Origin of the sequence: Helicobacter trogontum (genome assembly GCF_000765905.2) — a bacterium.
In the GTDB taxonomy this organism is placed as follows: Bacteria; Campylobacterota; Campylobacteria; order Campylobacterales; family Helicobacteraceae; genus Helicobacter_A; species Helicobacter_A trogontum.
In genome coordinates this window covers 1-2738 of the sequence record NZ_JRPL02000064.1, presented here as the reverse complement: position 1 = coordinate 2738, position 2738 = coordinate 1, and the positions used below count along the sequence as shown (strand labels likewise).

Genomic DNA, 2738 nt, shown 5'->3' with positions numbered 1-2738 from the left:
AATCTCTTTAGATTCTGTATTCTTTTGTTTTCTTTTTTCTCCAAATAAAGTAGCAGAGAATCCACTTTCAGTATTTGGTTGATGAATGAGTAAATCATAGCGAGAAAAGAATCTTTTTGCTTGATTGGGAGTCATGTCGCCATCGAGTTTGCCTACCTTTATTTCATCATCTGGTTTATGTGGATTTGATTTTACTGCAATGTATTTATTGTAAGTCATGTCGAGTATGTCAGTGGGGGTGATAGTGTCTTTTTGTCGCGTTTTGCTTTTTTTGTGAAACTTCTTTCCAACCAAATGAAAATATCCATAGGCGGCTTGAGCTAACTCAGCATTGTCTCGCAATTTACTAATAAGTATTTTATTTTGCATTCTTTATTCCTTTGGATTATATCGTATTTTAAGATCACTACACCTTAACTCTTCCTCGCTCCAATAAAACCCACTCCCTTCATTACCATCTAGAAAATAGCGTCTTGTATGCCAAGTGCCAAGCACAATAGCTGATGTAATATTATTTTTAGAAAAATTATTTTGATAACTATATAAGTTTAAATCAACATTATATCTTGATTTTTTAATTTGCCCTATATATACGCTATATTCTCTATAATTATGTAAATAAAAGTATGCTTGCTCACCCAATTTATAAACTCTCCCATTCAACTCCTCCCAATCTAGCGTATCTAAACTCAAATCAAAATACCCTAGAATCTTATTATACTTCTCTTCATTGTTTGGAAGTTCATTAAGCTTACACATTTTTTTAAATTGATGATAACTTGGTTGCAAGTTATATGGCACAAGCCACCCCCAACCACTAATACAACCATTAAACAACAAAGCAACACTAGATAATATTATAAAGTTTAGAAATTTTTTCATTATATAACTCCTTTAGATTCTGTATTCCTTTGTTTTCTTTTTTCTCCAAATAAAGTAGCAGAAAAGCCACTTTCAGTATTTGGGATATGATGAATGAGTAAATCATAGCGAGAAAAGAATCTTTTGGCTTGATTGGGAGTCATGTCGCCATCGAGTTTGCCTACTTTTATTTCATCATCTGGTTTATGTGGATTTGATTTTACTGCGATGTATTTCTTGTAAGTCATGTCTAAAATATCATGGAGGGTTATGGGTTTGTCGGCTTTATCATCGGGATATTGTTCATCATCTTTAAATTTCTTACCTACCAAATGAAAATAACCATAAGCTGCCATTGCTAATTCTGTATTATCTCTTAGTTTTTGTATTTGTTCTTTATTGCTCATTATTTGCTCCTTTTGGTGTCATATTGTCTGCATTTACATCAACACATGATAAGGTTCCCTCACGCCAACGAAACCCACTTCCTTCATTTCCTGCTGGAAAATAGCGTCTTGTATGCCAAGTGCCATCAATTGCCATTACATTAGTGTTGTGTCTAGTGATTGGGGATTGATTACTATAAAAGGCTGCTATTATTTCCAAGCGAAAATTTATTTCTTTCTCTCCTGATAAAGTTGCATATTCAAATACTCCTTTTTTATAATCCCCATTATCTTCTGAAATTTTCCAAGTTTTCTTATTCAACTCCTCCCAATCCAAACTCTCCAAACCTGTATCAAAATACTTTAGTATCTTATTATACTTCTCTTCAGTATTAGGTAATTCATTAAGCTTACACATATTTCTAAATTGCTAATAACTAGGCTCTAAATAAAATGAATATGGTGTGTAATAAAACATAATTAAACCTATACTTCCAAGAAAGACTAAAAATTTAGAAATTTTTTTCTTTGATTTAAAGAGTTTTCTGTATATAAGCCACCATATAAAATATGAAAGAGTAAAGACAATAAGGAGAAAACATATTATTACTAAAAGCATTGTAATTCCTTTAGGAGTTTGGATTCTGTATTCCTTTGTTTTCTTTTTTCTCCAAATAAAGTAGCAGAGAATCCACTTTCAGTATTTGGTTGATGAATGAGTAAATCATATCAAGAAAAGAATCTTTTTGCTTGATTGGGAGTCATGTCGCCTTTGAATAAGGAATTATATTCCATATTGAGAATGTCGGCGTAGGTAGCTTTGGCATTTTGTACTTTTTCATCGCTTTTCTTTAAATCATTTATTTTTGCATATAAAGTTTTAAACTTATCTTTATCCTTTTCATCAAAGCTATATTGCTTATCTATAAAGTCAAAATACCCATAAGCTGCCATAGCTAATTCTGCATTGTCTCTAAGCTTTTTCATCTGTTCTTTATTATTCATTTTATTTCCTTTTTAAAATAAGCACAATTTTCATAATTTTCACGCCATTCAAGCTCATAAGAAGCAACACTCTTTGTTGTAAGATACTTCCTTCTATTATGCCATTCTACATAGAAAAAAACTTTTTTTAATGGTAAAATTTCATTAGTAGTTTTATTTTTTTCTATGTCCAATCCTAGACTAAACGATAAACGCCCTTTGTCTCTATCTTCATTAAAACTATATAATTCTATATTTTCTTTTTTGATATATTGACTATTTGAAACATTGGCCATTCCTTTATTTCCCTGTAAAACTTCTTCAAAATTTGTGTTAAAATAAGCTAATAATTTATTATAGTATTCCTTGTCTATCTTACCACCATTAGCTTGATAAATCTCTGGGTCTAGCTTACACATTTTTTTAAATTGATGATAACTTGGTTGCAAGTTATATGGCACAAGCCACCCCCAACCACTAATACAACCATTAAACAACAAAGCAACA

At 31.0% G+C, this 2738-nt stretch carries 4 protein-coding genes and 2 pseudogenes; all 6 read right to left on the bottom strand.

From position 1 onward, the window contains the following. Window positions 1-369, bottom strand: a 369-nt coding sequence (locus LS81_RS10635) for a hypothetical protein (RefSeq protein WP_138069945.1), incomplete at its 3' end; no start/stop codon positions are given. A gap of 3 nt (window positions 370-372) precedes the next feature. Beyond that, window positions 373-882 carry a hypothetical protein gene (locus LS81_RS11595; RefSeq protein WP_138069944.1) on the bottom strand — a complete coding sequence of 170 codons (510 nt, stop codon included), beginning with the start codon at window positions 880-882 and terminating at the stop codon, window positions 373-375. After that, a complete protein-coding gene (locus LS81_RS10625) occupies window positions 882-1268 on the bottom strand; it encodes a hypothetical protein (RefSeq protein WP_034347928.1) in 387 nt (128 codons plus the stop codon). Before LS81_RS10625 ends, LS81_RS11595 begins: the two co-directional genes overlap by 1 nt. Continuing rightward, a pseudogene (locus LS81_RS10620) lies at window positions 1258-1866 on the bottom strand (hypothetical protein). Before LS81_RS10620 ends, LS81_RS10625 begins: the two are co-directional and overlap by 11 nt. Further along, window positions 1857-2252: pseudogene (locus LS81_RS10610) on the bottom strand (hypothetical protein). The pseudogenes LS81_RS10620 and LS81_RS10610 overlap by 10 nt, the downstream one beginning before the upstream one ends. Beyond that, the gene (locus LS81_RS11590) at window positions 2249-2731 is read right to left on the bottom strand and encodes a hypothetical protein (RefSeq protein ID WP_237022239.1); all 483 of its coding nucleotides are present in this window, start codon (window positions 2729-2731) and stop codon (window positions 2249-2251) included. The pseudogene LS81_RS10610 and the gene LS81_RS11590 overlap by 4 nt, the downstream one beginning before the upstream one ends. Window positions 2732-2738: the final 7 nt, after the last annotated feature.